The organism is Cesiribacter andamanensis AMV16 (genome assembly GCF_000348925.1).
In the GTDB taxonomy this organism is placed as follows: Bacteria; Bacteroidota; Bacteroidia; order Cytophagales; family Cyclobacteriaceae; genus Cesiribacter; species Cesiribacter andamanensis.
Map to the genome: position 1 here is coordinate 1 of NZ_AODQ01000094.1, position 18404 is coordinate 18404.

General features: G+C 55.7%; 16 protein-coding genes and 2 tRNA genes. 9 read left to right on the top strand and 9 right to left on the bottom strand.

Going from position 1 to position 18404, the window contains the following annotated elements:
* Window positions 1-40: 40 nt before the first annotated feature.
* On the bottom strand, window positions 41-724 hold the full coding sequence (gene queC, locus ADICEAN_RS15255) for a 7-cyano-7-deazaguanine synthase QueC (RefSeq protein WP_201766031.1): 684 nt from the start codon (window positions 722-724) through the stop codon (window positions 41-43).
* Window positions 725-1017: 293 nt separating this feature from the next.
* Between queC and queF the strand changes: the two genes are divergently transcribed.
* From queF to ADICEAN_RS23350, 5 genes are all read left to right on the top strand, one after another.
* Window positions 1018-1518 carry a preQ(1) synthase gene (gene queF / locus ADICEAN_RS15260; RefSeq protein WP_009196527.1) on the top strand — a complete coding sequence of 167 codons (501 nt, stop codon included), beginning with the start codon at window positions 1018-1020 and terminating at the stop codon, window positions 1516-1518.
* Window positions 1519-1800: 282 nt separating this feature from the next.
* On the top strand, window positions 1801-3144 hold the full coding sequence (locus ADICEAN_RS15265) for an APC family permease (RefSeq protein ID WP_009196528.1): 1344 nt from the start codon (window positions 1801-1803) through the stop codon (window positions 3142-3144).
* Window positions 3144-3269 carry a hypothetical protein gene (locus ADICEAN_RS23595; protein ID WP_262486193.1) on the top strand — a complete coding sequence of 42 codons (126 nt, stop codon included), beginning with the start codon at window positions 3144-3146 and terminating at the stop codon, window positions 3267-3269. Before ADICEAN_RS15265 ends, ADICEAN_RS23595 begins: the two co-directional genes overlap by 1 nt.
* Window positions 3270-3441: 172 nt before the next feature.
* The gene (locus ADICEAN_RS23345; protein ID WP_009196529.1) at window positions 3442-3663 is read left to right on the top strand and encodes a hypothetical protein; all 222 of its coding nucleotides are present in this window, start codon (window positions 3442-3444) and stop codon (window positions 3661-3663) included.
* Window positions 3660-4001, top strand: coding sequence for a class I SAM-dependent methyltransferase (locus ADICEAN_RS23350; RefSeq protein WP_009196530.1), 342 nt, complete (start codon window positions 3660-3662; stop codon window positions 3999-4001). The genes ADICEAN_RS23345 and ADICEAN_RS23350 overlap by 4 nt, the downstream gene beginning before the upstream one ends.
* A 137-nt stretch (window positions 4002-4138) precedes the next feature.
* Here the strand turns inward: ADICEAN_RS23350 and ADICEAN_RS15280 are convergent, their stop codons facing one another.
* A complete protein-coding gene (locus ADICEAN_RS15280) occupies window positions 4139-4471 on the bottom strand; it encodes a hypothetical protein (protein WP_009196531.1) in 333 nt (110 codons plus the stop codon).
* A gap of 262 nt (window positions 4472-4733) precedes the next feature.
* On the opposite strand from ADICEAN_RS15280, the gene ADICEAN_RS15285 reads away from it, so the two are divergent.
* Window positions 4734-5153: an NUDIX domain-containing protein gene (locus ADICEAN_RS15285; protein ID WP_161622719.1), complete on the top strand. Its 420-nt coding sequence runs from the start codon at window positions 4734-4736 to the stop codon at window positions 5151-5153.
* A 121-nt stretch (window positions 5154-5274) separates the two neighbouring features.
* On the opposite strand, the gene ADICEAN_RS15290 is transcribed toward ADICEAN_RS15285, so the two are convergent.
* From ADICEAN_RS15290 to ADICEAN_RS15305, 4 genes are all read right to left on the bottom strand, one after another.
* Entirely contained in the window at window positions 5275-5775 is a 501-nt protein-coding gene (locus ADICEAN_RS15290) for a hypothetical protein (protein WP_040397485.1), read from the bottom strand.
* 109 nt (window positions 5776-5884) lie between these two features.
* On the bottom strand, window positions 5885-10648 hold the full coding sequence (locus ADICEAN_RS15295) for a translocation/assembly module TamB domain-containing protein (protein WP_040397487.1): 4764 nt from the start codon (window positions 10646-10648) through the stop codon (window positions 5885-5887).
* Window positions 10649-10957: 309 nt separating this feature from the next.
* Window positions 10958-11032, bottom strand: a tRNA-Val gene (locus ADICEAN_RS15300).
* 52 nt (window positions 11033-11084) lie between these two features.
* Window positions 11085-11159 (bottom strand) — tRNA-Val (locus tag ADICEAN_RS15305).
* Between the two features lie 182 nt (window positions 11160-11341).
* Between ADICEAN_RS15305 and ADICEAN_RS15310 the strand changes: the two genes are divergently transcribed.
* The 3 genes from ADICEAN_RS15310 to ADICEAN_RS15320 all read left to right on the top strand — a co-directional run bounded on the left by ADICEAN_RS15310 (window position 11342) and on the right by ADICEAN_RS15320 (window position 17056).
* Window positions 11342-13855, top strand: coding sequence for a DUF748 domain-containing protein (locus tag ADICEAN_RS15310; RefSeq protein ID WP_009196535.1), 2514 nt, complete (start codon window positions 11342-11344; stop codon window positions 13853-13855).
* Between the two features lie 66 nt (window positions 13856-13921).
* A complete protein-coding gene (locus ADICEAN_RS15315) occupies window positions 13922-16225 on the top strand; it encodes a TonB-dependent receptor (protein ID WP_083879750.1) in 2304 nt (767 codons plus the stop codon).
* A 60-nt stretch (window positions 16226-16285) separates the two neighbouring features.
* Window positions 16286-17056 carry a DUF4249 family protein gene (locus ADICEAN_RS15320; protein ID WP_161622720.1) on the top strand — a complete coding sequence of 257 codons (771 nt, stop codon included), beginning with the start codon at window positions 16286-16288 and terminating at the stop codon, window positions 17054-17056.
* Here ADICEAN_RS15320 and ADICEAN_RS15325 read toward each other — a convergent pair.
* The 3 genes from ADICEAN_RS15325 to ADICEAN_RS21435 are packed head-to-tail and all read right to left on the bottom strand — an operon-like array spanning window position 17053 to window position 18336.
* A complete protein-coding gene (locus ADICEAN_RS15325) occupies window positions 17053-17715 on the bottom strand; it encodes a DUF2461 domain-containing protein (RefSeq protein ID WP_009196538.1) in 663 nt (220 codons plus the stop codon). The genes ADICEAN_RS15320 and ADICEAN_RS15325 overlap by 4 nt on opposite strands.
* A gap of 4 nt (window positions 17716-17719) precedes the next feature.
* On the bottom strand, window positions 17720-18124 hold the full coding sequence (locus tag ADICEAN_RS21430; protein ID WP_009196539.1) for a glutamate ligase domain-containing protein: 405 nt from the start codon (window positions 18122-18124) through the stop codon (window positions 17720-17722).
* Between the two features lie 8 nt (window positions 18125-18132).
* On the bottom strand, window positions 18133-18336 hold the full coding sequence (locus ADICEAN_RS21435; RefSeq protein ID WP_009196540.1) for a hypothetical protein: 204 nt from the start codon (window positions 18334-18336) through the stop codon (window positions 18133-18135).
* Window positions 18337-18404 lie beyond the last annotated feature (68 nt).

Below are 18404 nucleotides of genomic sequence, written 5' to 3' on the forward strand. Positions count from 1 at the left end.
TAGGTTTTCTGCTGATTTCTTCAGCGCCTCTTCCTGTTTCTTATACCCAGCCCTTTGCTGCTTCTTCCCAGCCCCTGGCCCGCAGGATGGAGGCCGGATTGTCCAGCTCCCCATAGCCCCATTCGTTGTAGGTGCTGCGGTTGCCGTTGTAATCGGTATGCGACATATCGCGCACGATCTCCAGCACGCCCAGGTCCTTGGCCAGCTTCCAGGTTTCGGCCTTGGTGAGGTACATCAGGGGGGTGTGGATGCGCACATCCTGGTCCAGCGCCAGGCTGGCAGTGGTCTGCAGCGAATCTACAAATACCCGACGGCAGTCGGGATAGCCCGAATAATCGGTCTGGCACATGCCGCCTACCAGGTCGTGGATCTGGCGGGTGTAGCCCCAGCTGGCGGCTATGGTCAGAAACAGGGCATTGCGGCCCGGCACAAAAGAGGCAGGCAGGTTCTGGTTCTGTTCATGGGGGCTGTCCATCGCCTTGTGGTGCTCGGTGAGGGAAGAGCCCTGCAGCAGGCCCCCTACGTCCATTACATGAAAGGGCACATCGGCCTTTTGGGCAATCAGGAGGGCCTGCTCCAGCTCTACCTGGTGCTTTTGGCCGTAGTTGAAGCCCAGGGCCTCTACCCGCTCAAAGTGCTTTTTAGCCCAGAAAAGGCAGGTGGTAGAGTCCTGCCCGCCCGAAAAGAGAACCAGGGCCGCAGTGCCGGGTGCCGTAGGGATCATGCCTGTAGGGGTTGTCATTATTTGTCGGGTGCAAAAGTACCGGAAGCAGGCTGTTTTTCAAGGGGGTTGTGCCGGCTAATTCAGCAAAGCCCCCTGCTGGCGGCAGGCCGTGGACTAAAAGCCCCTCCAGGCCGGTGCGGCTTCGGTACGCACCATAACAGCTGCAGGCGGGCGGCAAGTTCCGCCGGGCAGGGGGGAAGGTGTTGAAGGAGACGGATTTCTAAAATTGCCTGAAAAGTGTGAACTTGCGAGCCGTTTTATGTTTTCTGGGAATATCTGATCTTATACTGAACATGACCGATAAAGAACTGGCAATAAACGAACGGCTGGACGCCCTTCAGAAACAGTCGGTGGAGCACACCCGTGCTTCGCTGGAGTATATGGAAAAAATGGGCATTCGTCCCGAGGGAAAATTTGGCCTTTTTCTGCCCCCTGACTACCGGGAGAAGGAGATCCACCGCCTGCCCTACGCCCATGCGGTGCGCCAGCAGGTGGTGTACGAGACAGAGAAAGGCGAATTTTCGGCCCTCTGCCCCTTTTCGGGCCTGCCCGACTATGGAGTGCTGCGCATTGAATATGTGCCTGGCTCCTACATTCTGGAGCTTAAGAGCCTGAAGTACTACATTATGTCCTGGCGGCACATTGGCGTGGCGCAGGAGGATGTAACCGCCTACATCTACCAGGATGTGTACCGCCAGCTGCAGGATGCGCACTACCTGAAGATCACCACTGATTACAACATCCGCGGCGGCATTAACACCAGCTGCGTGGTAGATAGCCGGGAGCAGCAGTAGCCCGGGGGCATTTGCCCTGGCCAGTCGGAGCGGCAGGCCAGGGCTTTTATTCTGTTGGATAGGAACACACAAGGGGCCCGGCCCCTTTTTTCGTTTCGGGCCCATGCTGAGTGCCTGCAGGATTCAGCTGCCGCACATCAAACAAAATACTCCCTTCTTACTTGTATTAAAAGGTTTGCTGCCAGCGAGTTGTCTGCCCGGCCAAACAGGCGGCTATCAGCTCTTATTCAAACCCATCGCACTTTTTTAGCGGAATAAAGAAAAAGATCCCCGCATAGGCCCATGTACAAAGGAGCGGATGATACCAGAACAGGCACCCCCCGGCCAACGGAAGCCCCCCAGGCCGGCCCCAAAAGCCCGGATACGCCGGTAGGGCCCCGGGAGGCGGCTCCCCGCCAGGCGGCTCCCCGCCGGGAGCTGAGTATGAGCGATGCCATAGCGGTGATTGTGGGCATAGTAGTGGGCGCCGGTATCTTCCGCACCCCTTCGCTGGTGGCTGCCAATGTGGAGAGTGGCAGCATGATGCTGCTCAGCTGGGCCCTGGGCGGGTTGGTGTCTCTGGTGGGTGCCCTCTGCTATGCCGAGCTTAGCACCACCTTTCCGCACACCGGGGGCGACTATCATTTTCTGATGCGCGCTTTTGGCAAAAAAACAGCCTTTCTGTTTGCCTGGGCCCGCATGAGTGTGATCCAGACCGGTTCCATTGCCCTGCTTGCCTTTATTATCGGGGATTATGGGGCGCAGATTGTCAATCTGGGCGTCTATTCGTCGGTACTCTATGCGGCGGTAGTAGTGGTGGTGCTCACAGGCATTAACCTGGTAGGCATACGCCAGGGCACGGGTACTCAAAAGTTGCTGATTGCGCTGGAGGTGCTGGGCATAGGCCTGGTGCTGGCCGCCGGTTTTTTTGTTGCACCGGCCCAGGTGGCAGCCCCTCCCGTAGCAGCAGCGGGCGGCAGTGGTGGGGTATCTTCCCTGGGCATGGCCATGGTGTTTGTGCTGCTTACCTTTGGAGGCTGGAACGAGGCCGCCTACATCTCGGCCGAACTGCGCAGCGGCCGCCGGGGTATGGCCCGGGCGCTGATCATCAGTATTTTTATCATTACCGCTCTCTACCTGCTCATAAACCTGGCCTACCTCAATGCCCTGGGCCTGTCTGGCATGGCCGCCTCTGATGCGGTAGCCGGCGAACTCATGCGGGTAGCCTTTGGGGAAGGGGGGGTGATCCTGATCGCCCTCATTGTGTCCATTGCCGCCCTTACCTCGGCCAATGCCACCATATTTACCGGCGCCCGCACCAATTATGCCCTGGGGCGGGATTTTAGCGCCTTTCGCCTGCTGGGCAGGTGGAATGAAACGACCTCCTCGCCGGTAAATGCTTTTCTGGTGCAGGGGGGCATTGCCCTGCTGCTCATTGGCCTGGGCTTTTTTACCCGCAGAGGATTTGAGACCATTGTGGAGTATACGGCACCGGTCTTCTGGCTTTTTCTGCTCCTGGTAGGAGTAGCGCTCTTTGTGCTGCGCAAAAAGGAGCCCCATCGGGAGCGCCCCTTCCGGGTGCCGCTCTACCCCCTTACCCCCTTGTCTTTTGTATCAGCAGTGTGTATTTGCTCTATTCCAGCCTGATGTATACGGGCCTGGGTGCTCTGGTAGGGGTAGGGGTGCTGCTGCTGGGCGTGGGGGTTTTGCTGGCCATGCCGTATATGGCTACGCCTGCGCCTGGCGCTGCCACAAAACCAGCAGAGCGCTAAGCCGCTGCCCGCAAGCCCCCCTGCAACCGGCATCGGGCTGGGGATAAAAAGGAGTGAAACATTCGGCGGCGGCCGCAGTTGCAGTTGGTAATGCGGGGGCTGCTACCCAAAACAGCCAGCTGCCCGCAGCCGGGATGGGATATGTGTATTTTTTAACATAAATGGGAAACAGATGAAAATGCTAAAACATGCCTGCTGTACGGTATTGCTGCTGGTGGGCGCCGTAAGCCTTAGCCTGGGGCAGGAGGCCCAGCCGGTGATTGAAGCCCGGCCCCAACTGGATGTGCCCTATGTACCCACCCGCCAGGCGGTAGTGGATGCCATGCTAAAGCTGGCCAATGTATCAAAAACGACAAGCTCTATGACCTGGGCTGCGGCGATGGCCGTATTGTGATTGCAGCGGCCAAGCGCTACGGCGCCACCGGCACCGGGGTGGACATTGACCCCCAGCGCATCCGGGAAGCCAAAGAAGCCGCAAAAGAAGCAGGGGTAACCGATAAGGTGCGCTTTGTGGAAGGCAATCTTTTTGAGATGGACTTTAAAGATGCTACGGTGGTAACGCTCTACCTGCTGCCGGATGTAAACATGCGCCTGCGTCCGCAGCTGCTGGAACAGTTAAAGCCCGGTACCCGCATTGTATCGCATGCCTTTGATATGGGTGATTGGGAGCCGGAGCAAAAAATAACCGTAGACGGCGCCACCATTTACCTGTGGACGGTGCCTAAGAAATAAGGAAACAGATCTGCCCGGATGGGCTTTTGTCCAGAGTTCCTGTAGAGCAGCGATTCAACGGAGTCGCTGTTTTTTTATCTGCCTTCAGGCGCAGGTACCCGCCTGTTTGGCGGGTTGGTACCGCAGGGAGCTATTTGCTACAGGCCGGGCCGTAGCGGGGGTCTGCTGATGGTAAGGCCTACCCTTATCAGCTCCTGCTCCAGGGCTGCCCGTTTGGCCGCATCAAAGCTAAAATAAGCCTGAAAAGGATTGATATCAAAGTCCCGGATAGAGGGATCTCTGCGATAAACCAGGTGCAGGTTTTCAAAAAAGCTCAATGCGGGGGTTGGTTCTGAAGTTCCTGGATTGGCATAGGCCGATACATCCTTGCTTCCGATAATCTCTGTAAAATCACATATTCCTTCCCCATTTTCCCCTACATACACGCTAATGGCACCGTTGGCTGTCCAAGGTTTTTGCTGTGTTTTCATGTAGTGTTTTACCGAAAAAAGGGGGTATGGGTTGCAAAACCGGCTAAAAAAGCACCATTTCGGCAAATTTTATTTTATCCTACGGTTTGACTACCAGCTACGCAGCCCTGCTTCCGTTTCCTGAGCTTTGACATTCACGTCTGGCTTTTTTCTGCAGGCAAACTCAGGGAGTTATTTATGCAGCTGTCTACGGTATTGTTAGACTAAAACCGCCCATCTTGCGTAGCGGTAAAAAACGACCCGCAATTTACACATGCACCCCATGAACATTAAAGGAGAAGAGATCCTGCACAAAGGCTTTTATACATTTAAAAAACTGCTGGTAGACTACAAAGGCGAGACCCTGGAACGGGAGCAGATTGACATAGGCCGGGTGGCGGCCGCCCTGGTATACAATACCCAACGCAATACTTACCTGCTGGTAAAGCAGTACCGCTTTGGCGCCGGGCAACCCCTGCAGGAAATCGTTGCCGGCATGGTTGATAATCGCCAGAATGATCCGCAGCAGACCATCCGCAAGGAGGTAGAGGAGGAAACCGGCTACCGGGTAGACCGGCTGGAGCAGCTCATGGACTTTTACCCCTCGCCCGGGGCCAGCACCGAGAAGGTATACCTCTACTATGCCGAAGTGAGCCAGAAAACTGCCGAAGGGGTGGGCTTGATCAGGAGCATGAAGAGATAGAAGTGCTGGAGTACTCCCTGGACGAACTGCTGCAGCTCTCCTTTCAGGATGCCAAGTCCATAATCGCCCAGCAATGGCTGGCCGCTCAAAAAAGCAAAGAATAAGCGGGCTGCGCCAGTCCTCAGGCAGTCTGCTCCAGAATGCCGCGTCGCTTGTGCACCTTTATGCCCCATTTCTCCTGCACCAGGCTGCGCAGGCGTTGCTCGGCCAGGGAGGGATGGCCCTTTTTGGGTGGCTGCAGCACGCTAATGCCTAGCAGCAGGCGTACAAATACCGGATCAGCACACAGCTGGCTGCACCAGTCGGCAAAGCACAGGCTCCAGTCCAGGTGGTATTGCTCTTCGTGCGATTTGCCATTGAAGAGCAGCTCCAGCTGGTTGCCCCCATGGTGGTAGCGGTAAATGGCTGCCAGGGTAGTGTACACATCCTGCAAGCCATCCAGCCGGGGGCGGGTGCTGCGGATCTGCCGGCTCAGGCTATCTTCCAGCCCCAGGGGGTTAAAATGCTGCTGAAATGCACGACGTCCCTGCCCACACAAATAGGCAAGCAGCCGGCTGCGGAGCTCTTCCTGCACGGCGCGCAGCAGGTAGTTTTTGTCGTAGCGAAAAAATTTTAGGTGCATTCGGCTCAAAAATACGCCCATTTTCGCTTTTCTGCTAAAAAAACAGGTTCCAATTTGGCTGCAAATTTCCCGAAGAGGGGCAAAAAAGGAAGCGGCCCAGGGGCTAAGCCTAGGGTTTGTTGAGCTCGGTTTCTACCGCTCCATCTGATTTGAGCATTTCCAGGTGGCTGGGCTCGGAGCCAAACAGGCCGGACATGGTATTGAAATGCTTGAAAAAGCTGATAGCGGCCCCGGTTTTGGGAATAAACTCATTGGTGAGATAGTCCCGGTCGTTGCGCTGAAAGATCTTCAGGCTCAGGTTGCCTTTTTCATTGATGTGGTACAGGATGGCAAAGTTGCCGGCAAAGCCGCTGCCACCGGCGCCCGGCCCTGTTCCACCGCCGCCGCCGGTAGAGGTAACGCCGCCTACCTGCACTTCTACCCGGTCGTTAAAAAGGGAACGGCTCAGGTTTACGCCTATGTCCCGGCTATCGCCCAGCGAGGCATTACCCCCTCCCATCTGGTTGGATTCCAGCTCAATTTCAATCTCCACGCCCAGGTAATCCTGCGTAACGGCATTGAGCTGCTCGGTCAGGAAGCTGCCTACACTCTGGTTGATCTGGGCATTTACAGCAGCGCCGGCCCCGCCACCGTCGCCGCCGCCGGCCAGGGGATCTTCGGCCAGAAAGCGGTTGAGCACAATCAGGCCAAACACCTGGCGGAACAGCTCTGATTCGTTGCTTTTGATCTGGTCAAGCTGGGCCGATACGGCGCTGCCCATTTCGCCATAGTTGGATTCAGGCACCAGAATGTTAAAGGAGATAACGGGCGATTCCAGCGTGCCGGCCATGTTGAGCAGCACATTTACCGGTTCTTTGCGGCGGGCGGCCGCATATTCGGGCGTGCCGGGCTCGGCATTTGGCAGCAGGGGCAGGCGGCTGGCTTCGGTGGTGTAAACGGCGGTAATCTCCATCTGGGCATCAAAAGGATCGCCGGTAAAGGCCACCGTACTGCCCTCCTGTATGGCAAAGCTTTTCTGGATCACCTCCATAAAGCTCAGGCGGTAGCGCCCCTCCTCCACCTCGTAGAGGCCCTGCAGGTTCATATCGCCACTGGGGTCCATGCGAAACTGCAGATCGGCCGTGCCGCGCACCTCCAGAAAATCGCCGGTGGTGGGGTCTACCACCACGGTAAAGGTAGCGGCTGGGGGGACTTCTATATCCAGGTTTACTGAAAAATAGGCCGCATCCAGCTGATCATCCAGGCTATCGGCCGCCTGCAGCTGCATGGCAAAGGTGGTATCCGCAGCCAGAAAGGCATTGGTATTGATAAAGTTGATAAAGCTGGCTACGCCGGCATTGGCATCTTCGGACTGGATCACCAGGGCAAAATCTGTTTTTTCATTTACCCGCAGGCTGCCCGATACCAGGATATCATCCAGCGGGCCGGTAATGCGGGCATCGGTGCGCACATACAGCCGGCCGTAGAACAGCTCCTGCAGGCTTCTGGCTTTGTTCACTACCTGAAAATCCTGTGCCTTTGCGCTTAGGTCAAGCCTGAAATCCTGAAAGGCGTTGTGCCGGATCTGCCCATCCACCACCAGGGTCTGATTGAGTGAATCCAGCAGGGTAAACTCATTAAGCCGTATGGCCTGATTGTCAATGGCAATGCCCTCATCCTGCAGGGTGTAGCGGGCGCCCGTCATGGCCAGGCGAAAGGCGCTGTTGTTGCCAAAATTGAGCTGGCCTTCCATCCTGGGCTGGTTCAGGCTGCCGGCTATGTCCATATTGCCCTGCAGGCTGCCTTCCAGATCCTGCAGAAAGTCTTTTACAAAGGGCTCCCAGGGGGCCAGGGCAAAGCTGTTGATGTCTACATCCAGCTGCATGGCATTGGTAGAATCTTCCATGTTCAGAAAGCCCTGCATGCTCAGATCATTGCCGGGGCCTTTCAGCGCAATATCGGCATTCAGGCGGCCGTCGTTGGATACCTTGTTCATCTGCAGCTGCAGGTTGCCTACCGGCAGGCTATCCACCATCAGGTTTTGCACCAGCAGGTCGGCTTCCATGGCCGAGAGGTTCATGGGGTTGGTGAGCTGCACCTTGCCATCCAGCGTGGCGGCCAGCCCGTATTCCTGAAAGCCAAAGATATCGGCAAAGTCCCCGATCTGGAATTCATTGATCTGGGCCAGCAGCAGTGGGTCCTGGCTGTATTCATTCCGGGTGTTGACGGCCAGCAGCTGGCCCTCCCGCTGCAGGGCAAAATCCCGGATCTGAAGAAAGTCTGTGGCGTATTTGATCAGGGCATTATCGGCCATCTGGTACTCCTTGCCGCGGATGGCCAGCTCGGTCTGGTCCAGGGCCAGGGCCAGCGTATCATTGTAAAAGGTAACGGCGCCGCCCAGCAGCAGGCGGGTGCTGTCGGTTTCGGGGGCCAGGCCCAGCACAAAGTGTACACTGTCCTGCACCCATTGCCCATCCAGCCTAAAGGAGGGGATATCGGTAGTGGTGCCCACTTTCAACTTGTCCATGTCGATATCGAAGGAAAGCACCTGATCTACGGTTTTGGCATCTACCTGCAGGTTTTCGATCACCAGCGTATCCCAGCTGATGCCGGGAGCCTCTACCTCCAGATCAAAGGAGCGGTCCCGGTCCCGGAAGCGGGCATTGATGGTCATGGGGTGCAGCAGCTCCAGCTGCGGCAAAAAGGCTTTGGCAATGATGGGCTCATCCCACATCTTAATGGCCAGCTCCAGGTCCTGGCCAAACTCCACCCGCTCATCGCCGGGCTTGTAGGCCGAGCAGTAATGGTTGGCGCACTGGTCCAGCGCCTGCTGCAGATCGGCCAGCAGGTACTGGCCGGTAAGGGTGGCCGAAGCAAAGTCGGTAGTAAGGGCTATTTCGCGGGTGCCATCGCCCTGCTCCCGGGAGCTTACCACCAGGCTGTCCATGGTCCATTTATTAGCGCCGCGGATCAGCTCGGTATCCCGGGCTTCAATTGTACCCCGGATACCATCAAAATCATTGCCCCGCACATCGGCCACCAGGCGGGTGCTAATAATTACGCTGTCGGGGCTTAGGTTGAGCCGGTACATGTTCAGGCGGTCCAGGTTCAGCTCGGCCTGCAGCAGCGGGAGCGAATCCTTCATATCCGTTTTCAGGAAGAGGTCCATGTCCAGGTAGGCATCCTCATAAGCGGCCGATACCTCCAGGGTGCTGTCTACAAAATAGCCCTGGGCGGCCAGCCCCTTGTAGAGGTGGTCGTTGTACTCCAGTTCCTCTACTATCAGGGAAAAGTTATCTACATTGATCTGCTGGCCGATGCCGTTGACCCGTAGCTTGCTGGTAAGCGTGATGGTGCCCAGCCCCAAGCTGTCGCCCACAAAGGGGGTCAGGTCAAAGTCGGTGGCATCTACATTGCCGGCCAGTAGAAAGCGGTTGGCGGTAGGGGCCCGGTAAAGCATGTTAGTTTGCAGTAGCCCCATGCCGCTGCGCAGGCGGGCGGCAATGTCCATATTTTTTGGGGTCCCTTTGGCATCGGCTATCAGGTGCAGGCGGCCGGCCTGGGCGGCGGCAGGGGGGAACTCCGGCATAAAGCTAAAGCGCTGCAGGTAGGCCACCGTAGTGCTTAGCTCCCTCAGTTGCAGATCAAACCGCATGTTTTCCAGATCGTTCAGGCCGGTGATGGTACCGGCCATGTTCATGAGCATGCCTCCATCTTCGGTGCGCAGGCGCAGGGGGGAGATGTTGGCTTTGTTGTTCTCTACATCGGCGGTTAGGTCCAGAATAAAGGTACGGCTGCGCAGGTAGGGCATGGTATCCAGCGCAGGGGTAAAGTAGGCGGCATCTTCCATGCCCAGCACGGCCCCCTGCACATTGGCCGAGAGCTGCAGGCTGGCGAGCATATCGGCGCCGGGCTTAATGCTCAGCTGTTCCAGGCGAATGGGGTCGGTCAGGCGGGTATTGGGTGTACGCAGCTCGGTGAGGCTGCCCGAGACCATGGGCAGCTCAATGGCGGCCGCCATGGCAAAATTATCCAGCACAAAACCGCTGTTCTGTTCTATAGCGGCTAGTTGTTGTACGTCCAGCCGCAGGGTATCGCCGGCCAGGTAAAAATCGTTGATGCCGACGTTGAGGGTACGCAGGTCCAGGTTTTGAAAGTTAAGGGTGCCCTTTTCGGCCAGTTCGCTGGCCTGGTAGTGGAACTGGGTATTTTTAATGGCAAATTTTTCGACCGCTATCCTAAATCCACTCGGGTTCAGCATGGCCGAATCCAGCTCCTGGGCCACCTCATCGGCCGTAGCCAGGGTATCTTTTACGGGCGAGGGGGTGATGTAGGTAAAGCCGCCCCGCAGGTCCCGGATATCAATGTTGCTGATCTTCACAAATTGCTCGGGCAGGCCCAGGGTTTCCAGCTCGGTCAGCAGGTAGGGGGCATGTACATTCAGGCTCATTTTTGAGGAGTCATCTGCATAGCGCAGGCGCACATCTTGCAGCCGTACCTGGTAAAGGTCAAAAATAAAAGCAGAGGAGGTAGTGTCGGCAAGGGTATCCTGGCTCACAAAGCTGTCTACAATAAACTGGTAGTTGAAATTGGCGCTATCCTGATGGCGGTAGAGGTTGATGTAGGCCCCTTCCAGGGCAATCTCGTCCAGCTCCAGGCGGGAGTCCAGGATGGCAAAGGCGCCGATATCGGCTGTTAGGGAGCTTGCCCACACCAGGGTATCGCCGGCTTTATCGCTGATGAAGATCCCCTGCAGGGATGCGCTATCAAAGAAGCGCAGGTTCACCTTGTCGATGCGTACCTCGGTGCCCCATTGCTCGGCAAAGCTGTTGGCAACCTTTTGGGTTACTTTGGTCTGTACGGCCGGGATCTGAATAAGCACAATAATAAGCACCAGCAGGCCCAGGATGCCGCCAATAAGGTACAGCAGCCACTTGATGGGCAGCCAGATGTAGTGTCCGATGGATCTATGAGAAGTGATAGTAGTACCGGTTAAATGCCTTAGTATATACTACTAAATGCCGGCGAAGGTTTTGTGGATGCTGCCCGATCAATGGTGCAACAGAAAGCAGGGGAGGGTAGCGCTGAGCCGGTAAGGTACGCGTTTCTAGCGCGCGCCAGACTAGGGGGTAGGCTAAGCCTGCCTGAGCCGGCGAAAATAAAAAAGCCTTTCATCCAGTGAGAATAAAAGGCTTTTAAAATGTGGGAGCAACAGGATTCGAACCTGTGACCCCCTGCTTGTAAGGCAGGTGCTCTGAACCAGCTGAGCTATGCTCCCAACGTAATGTTTTACTGAAATTTCAACAGCCCATATGGCTGAGGATTGGGTGTGGGAGCAACAGGATTCGAACCTGTGACCCCCTGCTTGTAAGGCAGGTGCTCTGAACCAGCTGAGCTATGCTCCCAATAGTCAATTTCTTCTCCCCGAATGGGAATGCAAAACTAACAAAGGATTTAAATTACGCCAATAGTCGCCTTCTAAATTTTAAATATATTTTTTGGAGCCCCTTTTTTTACGCGTTCCCTACGTTATCTCTTTTGCAAAATCGTCCTATTTTTTGACTGCACTTCCGCTACCTTTGCACTCATGCTCAAGCGTCTAGGCCGTATCTTTCTTACTCTGCTGCTGCTGCTGGTCCTTATGGTCGTGGCGGCCTTTACGCTAGTACATGTTTACCAGGATGAGATTGTGGCGCTGTTTGTGGAAAAGGCTAACCGCTACATCAAAACCCCGGTTACGGCCGAGAAGATCTCCGTTTCCCTCTGGGATACCTTCCCCCATGCCGCCGTTACCTTCGATGGGGTCTGGATCAAGGAATCGTACGACGAAAGCCAGCAGCCCCTGGCCACCGCCGCCAGCATTCATTGCTCCTTTAGCCTGCTGGACCTGCTGCGCAAAGAATACCGCATCCGCGAGATCTACCTCAAGGATGCCGAGGTATTTCTGAAGATCAAGCCCAATGGGGAGGTCAACTACACCATCATTGAACAGCCCGAAGACGAGCCCGCTTCCGCAGGGGCCATGCAGTTTGACCTGAACAGCATTCGCCTGGAAGGGGTGCGCCTGCACTATGCCGACCGGCTCAATAAACAGGACTACCGGCTGCTGGCCAAGCACGTGCGGGCCGAGCTGGGCATAAACGGCTACACCATTGGCCTGAAGGGCCTGCTGCAGACCGATAGCCTGATGGTAGGCCAGGACCCCTACCTGAAGGGGCAGGACGTAGAGGTGAACAGCCAGTTTACCTACAACGACGCCACCGGAGAGCTGCTGCTGCAGCCGAGCAACCTGCTGGTGCAGGAGTCGGACTTCTGGATAGAGGGGCGGGTAGGCACGCAGGGTCCCACGCAGCTGGACCTGACGCTGGAAGCCAAACGCACCGATTTTCAAACCCTGGCCGCCATACTGCCCCCTGCCTTTACCGAATCGGTGCGCAACTACCGCAGCAAGGGCGATCTCTGGCTGCTGGCCTCGGCCAAAGGCGAGCTGAGTGAAAAAGAAACCCCCGAACTAAAGCTGGAGTTTAAGGCCGAAGGGGCCTCCTTCTACCATCCCGATTACAAGCAGGCGCTGGAGAAGATCCGGCTGAGTGGCAGCTACACCAATGGGGCCAAGCGAGCCGCTGTAAGCTCGGTGCTGCGGGTAGACCAGCTGGAGGCCAGTCTAAACGGGCGGCCCCTGCGGGGAAGCTTTACCCTGAGCAATTTTGATGATTATTATCTTTCTTTTACTACAAATTCGGAGCTGGAGGCCGGCTCGCTGCTGCGCTTTTATCCCATTGCCGACATTAGCACCGCCGCCGGCCTGCTGCAGGTAAAGATGGAGTTTAAGGGCCGCCTGCAGGACCTCAAGCAGAGCCATACACTGCAGCGCATACAAGCCAGTGGCGAGGTGGTGCTGCAGGACCTGGGCTTTAAGCGCAAGGCAGCCCCTTATCCCTTCAGTGCGCTCAACGGCAGCCTTATTTTCCGCAACCAGGACCTGGCGCTGAGCAACCTGGGGGGCCAGGCAGGCAGCAGCCATTTTGTGATCAACGGCCTGTTTAAAAACATCTTTGCCTGGGTGCTGCTGGAAAACCAGCCCATAGCCATTGAGGCCGACCTGCAGTCAGACTTCCTGAACCTGGATGAACTGCTGGCCGATGCCAATGCCGCCGAAAAGCAGCAGCTGCAGGCTGGTATGGCGGCAGGCGAGGAGGGCGAAAAATACTATGCTTTCGATATCCGGCCCGATCTGGCCCTGTATTTCAATTGCAAGGTTAAGCGCCTGCACTTTGACCGCTTCAGGGCCAGAGATGTATCGGGCGAGCTGGTGGTGGATAAAGGGGTGGCCTACATCAAAGAAGCCCGCCTGGCCGCTGCCGGAGGGCGCATGTGGGTAGATGGTCAGGTAGATGCCCGCCGGGCCAAAGATGTGCGCGTTACCGGCAAGGCCCGCTTTAACCAGATCCATTCCGACAGCGTATTCTGGGTGTTTCACAACTTTAGCCAGATGTTCCTTACCGACCGCCACCTGAAGGGGCGCGTTACGGCCGATGTGAGTACTGCCATGGAGTTTGATAAAAAGCTGCGCTTCCGCTACGACAGGCTGGAGGTAGATGCCAGCATGTTCATCTCCAACGGCCAGCTCAGGGGCTTTGAACCCATGCAGGCCATGTCGGTCTTTATTGATGAAAAGCGCCTGTCCGACATCAGCTTTTCCAACATTAGCAGCAGTATCAAGGTCCGCAACGAAACCATCTACATTCCCTCTACCATCATTCAGTCTGATATCACCACCCTTACCATTGAGGGCACCCATACCTTTGATCAGCGGATCGACTACCGGGTGAAGGTGCCGCTGAAGGCCGTGCTTACCGGCAAAAAGGCCCAGATGCCCGAGTCGGCCATACGCCCTTCGGAGGGGGCCGCGCACCTGTTTCTGCGCATCCACGGCACTACCGACGATTTTAAGGTAAGCTACGATGGGCAGGCGGTAAAGGAAAAGATCATCACCGATATCCAAAAAGAAAAAGAAGAGCTTAAGGATGCCATCCGCAACAAGGGCCGCAAACCGGAGGATGTGGTAAAGCCGGAAGAGGAAGACTATTTCGACTGGTAATTTATACCCCTACCGTGCAACCTTTGCCAGACCGCCTGCGCTATACTGGGAAAGGAGCAAATTTTTATGCGAGCAGCATTTTTTGGACTAGTGCTCTGCTTCGTCTCTTCAACTACTTCCTGGGGTCAATTCGTAACAGTAAAAGGTCAGATTTTTGATGGCGTATCGGGCCAATCGCTTCCCGGTGCCACCGTCTACCTTCCCCAACTACTGCAAGGAGACGTTACAGATGCATCAGGTACCTTCACTATCTCTAACGTTCCGGCAGGCACGTACCAGCTGCGCCTATCTTTTGTAGGCTACCGCAAGCAGGAGCTATCCCTTCGCTTTAGGGCCGATACGCTGTTGCGCCTAAACCTGATGCCCGAGCAGGAACAGCTCAAGGAGCTGGTGATTGAAGCCAGTGCAGCCTCAAATTCCTACAACAGCAACTTAACCGGCATTACCCAGCTGACGGCCCTGGACATACAGCGCTCGGTGGGCATTCTTGGGGAGCAGGACCTGATCAAAACCCTGCAGCTGAAGCCCGGCGTCCAGAGCGGCAGCGAGGGCAGCAGCGGCTTTTTTGTGCGGGGCGGCCAGGCCGATCAGAACCTGGTGCTGCTGGATGGGGTACCCCTGTACAATCCCTCTCACCTGTTTGGCATGTTCAGTGTGTTCAACAACGATATGCTGCGGGATGTAAAGCTGTACAAAGGCAGTTTTCCTGCCCGCTTTGGCGGCAGGCTGTCATCTGTACTGGATATTGATCTGAAAGAAGGGGACTTGCGGGAGGTAAAAGGCGCAGGGGGCACCGGCCTCATCAGCTCCCGCCTGATGCTGGAGGGACCCATACTCAAAGACAAGCTCTCCTGGATGGTATCGGGCAGACGTACCTACTTCGATATGATCACCCGGCAGATCAACCGCTCCATGGCCAGTGAGCCGGGCTATCAGCCCATACCAGACTATTATTTTTATGACGGCAGCGCCAAGCTTTTCTTTAAACCCAGCCCGCATGACCGCATCAGCCTTACCCTGTATCAGGGCCATGACCGGTTTCAGTTTTATGACGATCGCTTCTCGTTTAATTTTCTGTGGGGCAACCGGGCAGGCATTTTAAAGTGGGACCGGCTTCTGACTTCCCGGCTTTCGGCCACCTTCTCTCTCTCAGCCACAGCCTATAAATACCGCATCCGCAACAGCTTTGAAACCATTTCCCAAACAGCAGGCTCTGGTATAGAAGACCTGAATGCTTCGGTTGATTTTGCCTGGGAAACCCCTGCCAACCATTTTATCACCTTTGGTACAACGGTTACCCGCCATGCCTTTGATGTGGTGCGCATGCAGCAGGAAGAAAACGCCCAGGTGCTCACCCTCAAATCAAGAGATACCGACAAGGTACTGGCAACCCAGGCGGCCGTGTATGTAGAAGACTCCTGGCAAATCAGCCGGCGCTTTGGGCTTGAAGGGGGGCTGCGCCTCACCGGTATGCAGGCACAGAACAATACCGAACTGGGGCTGGAGCCGCGCATGAGCCTGCGCTGGCAAATGGTCCGGCATCTGGCCCTGAAGGCGGGCTACAACCGGGCCTACCAGTATGTGCACCTGGTCAATAGCTCGGGCAGTTCGCTGCCCACCAGCTTCTGGTACCCCTCTACCGATCAGATCAAGCCCCAGCTGGCCACACAATATGCCGCCAGCCTGGAGTATAAGTTAAGCCGCAAATGGACCGTTTCGAACGAGCTGTATTATCGGGATATGGAAAGCCAGATCGATTTCAGGGATGGTGCCGAGATGTACGGCAATCCGGATGTGGCCGAAGACCTGGTGTTTGGCAAAGGCTGGGCCTACGGCAACGAGTTTTACCTGGAAAAGACCCATGGCAAAACCACCGGCTGGATAGGCTATACCCTGGGCTGGAGCTGGCGCAAGTACGATGAGATCAATGGCGGTACCCCCTTTCTGGCGGCGAACGACCGGCGGCACGACCTAAGCGTAGTGCTGCGCCGTAGCCTGCACCGGCGGCTGGAGATTTCCGGTACCTGGGTATATGGGAGCGGCGCGCTCACCACCCTGCCGCCTGGCCGCTTCTATGTACAGGGGCACAATGGAGCCACCGGCAAGATCATCCCGGTATATACCGAGCGCAACAACTACCGCATGGCCGATTACCATCGCCTGGACCTGGGGCTTACCTACAAACTGCGGCCCCGCTGGGGCAGTGCCGATATCAACCTGGGGGTATATAACCTCTACAACCGGCGTAATGCCTACTTTATGTACTTTGAGCGCCTTACCCCCCAGCAAAATGAAGACATTCGCCTGGTGGCGCGTCAGGTTTCACTCTTTCCCATTTTGCCTTCTCTTAGTTTCAATTATACTTTTTAGCCGTTTATGAGAAGATTGCTGGCATGTATCCTCCCGCTGATCGTTTACACTGGCTGCGATATGATGCACCAGGAGATGGAGGTAGAGCTGCCTCCCCATGCTCCGATCACTTTCATTGAGTGTTACCTTGATCCGGAGGCCCCCCTCAGAGCCATTGCCACCAATAGCCTGCCCTTTTTTGATAGCCTGGAGATAAGTGCCGCCGATGACCTGGATATTTATCTTCGCCAGGGGCAGCAGGAATACAAATTACAAAATGGCTATGCAATAGATAGTGTAAACCGGGCAGCGTACAACTACCAGGCTGATGATACGGTCCGGTACCAGGAAGGCGAGGTGTGGGAACTGGTGGTATGGCGTCAGGAAGAAGAAATTGCCCGAGGAAAAAGCACTTTCTTATCCAAACCCCAGATAAAAAATATTGCCTATACCATAAGCCCCGATAGCCTTCTCTCCCTTGCCATTACCTTAAAAGACAATCCTGCAACTGAGAATTTCTACCGCATTACCATCTTGCAGGGTGAGGAATTTGGGTACAACCGCAGAACGTTTGAAGGCATCTGGACAGACCAGTTTGCCGAGGGAGAGGAACTCACCCTGCACATTGGCAGTCTGGTGCGGGTGTGGGCTACCTCTGTATGCATTCGGGTAGATCATCTGGAAGAAGGGTATTATTCCTATCTGCGTAGCATAGAAAAGGCCAATGAGGCCAATTATAATCCCTTTGCCCAGCCGGCAAATGTAGAATCTACCCTGCAAGGTACCGCCAGGGGGATCTTTACTACCATTTCATGCACAAAAGAGATTCTGGTTGTGGACTATGGCAATTAAGAAACCGCCACATTCAGAAACTCATTAAATGGCTGTACCACCCGCAGCCCCTCTACCAGCTTTTGGGGAAAATCGGCTGCCCGGGCCTCCGCATCGCTGTAGGTGTGCATGGCAAAAAAACTCTTCAGCTTTAAGAACTCTATATTGGGATGCTCGGGGCTGTAGCCCTTGGGCGGGCGCTGCAGCTTCTCGCCCTGAATGGGGCCATACAGTTGCTTAAAAGCTGGCTCCTCTACAATCTGCTTCAGCTCCGGAGCATTGTAATCCACCTCCTGCCGGATCTTGCGCAGCTGCTCGGGCGTGGGGGTGTAAATGCCGCCACCTACCAGGCTTTCGTTATTGGGTTCCAGGTGAAAATAGTAGTGCGATAGGGGGGCATGCCGGCCCCCTTCGGCCAGGGCGGCCGACATCCAGATCTTGTAGGGGGCCTTATCGGCACTGAAGCGCACATCCCGATTGATGCGGAACATGCAGTCTTCGGGCCGAAGGGCTTGCAGGCTTTCATCGCTTTGCTGCAGCTGCTCAATAACCCAGCCGGTAAGGGCCTTAAAGTGCTGGCGGGCTTGCTGGTAGTCGGCGCGGTGGGCATCCATCCATTCCTTGTTGTTATTTTGCGCCAGTTGGGCCAGAAAATCCAGGATGTAGGGGATATCAAACATGGGCCTAGAGGTACTCTACGGATTCTTCCAGCCCCATGCTGCGGGAGCCTTTGATCAGAAACGTAGTATTTTCAAAGGTTTTCTTTTTCAGGTAGTTCATCAGCATTTCCCGGGTCTCAAAATGGATGCCCTCGGAATTATTATCCAGGGCCGGGATGATGTGAATGCCGCAGAAGATCACCTTGTCAAAATCGTATTTGGCAATGAGGCGGCCCAGATCATGGTGCTCTTTAACGCTTTCTTCGCCCAGTTCCATCATATCCCCCAGGATCATCACCTTTTTGGGGCGCTGCAGGGCGGCAAAGTTTTCAATGGCCGCCTTCATGGAAGAGGGGTTGGCATTGTAGGCATCCAGAATTATGTAGTTTGAGCCCTTTTCGATGATCTGCGAGCGGTTATTGCCCGGCACATAGCCGGCTACCCCCTCGTTGGCCTTTTTTCCGGCACCTCAAAGAATTTGCCGATGCAGAGGGCGGCAGCAATGTTCTCAAAATTATAGACCCCCATCAGCTGGGTTTTTACGGTGTGGCCGCTTTCGGATTTCAGTTCCACAAAGGGGTCGGCGGTGAGCAGCTCGGCCTGGTAGTAATCGCCCGTCGGGGTAAAAGAGGGGATGCTCAAAGCGGCGGGCCATGTTCTTGAGTGCCTCGGCCCGGGAGTTGATAAAAGGCAGTGCCCTTGTGCTCCAG